Origin of the sequence: Kitasatospora sp. NPDC093806 (assembly GCF_040683335.1) — a bacterium.
Lineage (GTDB): Bacteria > Actinomycetota > Actinomycetes > Streptomycetales > Streptomycetaceae > Kitasatospora.
Window position 1 is genome coordinate 1 of record NZ_JBFBDO010000262.1, and the last position, 1,404, is coordinate 1,404.

Genomic DNA, 1,404 nt, shown 5'->3' on the forward strand with positions numbered 1-1,404 from the left:
GAAGCGGTGGCCGGGTCCGGCGGCCATCCGCAGCAGGTGCGGGACGATCAGGCCGACGAAGCCGATGATGCCGCTGACCGCGACGGCGGCGGCGGGTGCGGAGCCAGGCGACGGCGGCGACCAGGCCGACCGCGCCGCCGGCGCAGAGCTTCACGGCGCCCTTGGCGACCAGCCAGCCGAGGCCGGGCGCCGTCCAGCCGAGCCAGTGGAGCACGGCCAGCAGCACCAGCGCGCCGCAGACCCCCGCCAGCACGGTGACCAGCACGGCGGTGCCGGTGGAGAGTTCGCGCTCCTCCACGGCCGGTTCGTTCGTCCCCCCAGTTTCCATGCGGCGAGTCTAACCCCGACCCACCGATGGTTCGGAGGCAGTTCGACCGTGCTCCACCGACCGTCGGCCGGTGGTTCAGCGCCGGGCGTGGTGGGTGTCCCCGGTGTGTTCGCCGGTCTCGTGGTCGGGGAAGCTGACGGCGAGGGTGACCCGGTACTCGAAGACGTCGTCGCGGTGACCGGGGACCCTCGCCCAGGCCAGCGAATGGACCTCGGCCTCGGGGGCCTGACGGCACCAGGACGCGGCCTCCTCCAGGGCGCGGGCCGCCGACAGCCCGGTGCAGACCACCGCCGTGTACGCCGCCACCGCGACGTCACCGCCGTTGCGGCCGGCCCGGGAGACGGCCCGGACGGCGGCGGCGGCGTGGGTCAGGTCACGGGTGAGGTCGTCGATCACCCGGGGCGGCGCGGGCAGGATGGCCGGGGCCTCGACCACGGTCTCCGGCAGGTTCGTGCTCATTTCTCAGGGCCTCCATCCCTACTGATGTCCCATGTCCCAATCGGTCTGTCCCAATCGGTCACGCGACCCGCCCCGTCCTCGGGATCCGCCTGATCACGGGCATCAGCATGCCGGGCCGCCGTTCCTGGCATGACCACTTTCACCAGAACGTCACCCGTCCGGGGAAGACGCCCCCCGGCGCTCGACAGCGGACGGGCCGCACTGGTATGGGAGGTCCGCCGCATCCGGGCAGGTCAGCTCGGGCGGCGGCGGGCGCCGCCGGGAGCCCGGCCGCACGTGCGCGCACCACCCCCGTGCCCCGGACCGCCCGTTCGGCGCCCGGGCGCGCCCGGCCCGCCTCCCGTGACGGAGCTGTCCAACTCCCGTTACCGGAACGGGAGATACCGTCGAGACCCGAGCCGTAGGATCCTGCCACGTCGCCGTCCGCCGCCCCGGTGGAGGCCATCGGAGGGGGTTCCCATGGAGCGCAGGTCACCGATCACGTCCGGCCGCCGGTACGCCTGGCTGCCCGCGCTGGCCCTGGCGGCCGTCGCGGTGGCCGGCTGCTCCTCCTCGGGCGGCGGCTCGACGGCGGCCCCCGCACCGTCAGGCAGCACGGGCGGCACGGTCGCCGCGAG

1 protein-coding gene and 1 pseudogene are annotated in these 1,404 nt (G+C 74.9%); both read right to left on the reverse strand.

Features of this window, described 5'->3' with window-relative positions:
- Positions 1–93: pseudogene (locus tag AB0N76_RS39845) on the reverse strand (iron chelate uptake ABC transporter family permease subunit); the annotation flags it as partial.
- A 310-nt stretch (positions 94–403) separates the two neighbouring features.
- Positions 404–787 carry a hypothetical protein gene (locus AB0N76_RS39850; protein WP_363565749.1) on the reverse strand — a complete coding sequence of 128 codons (384 nt, stop codon included), beginning with the start codon at positions 785–787 and terminating at the stop codon, positions 404–406.
- Positions 788–1,404 lie beyond the last annotated feature (617 nt).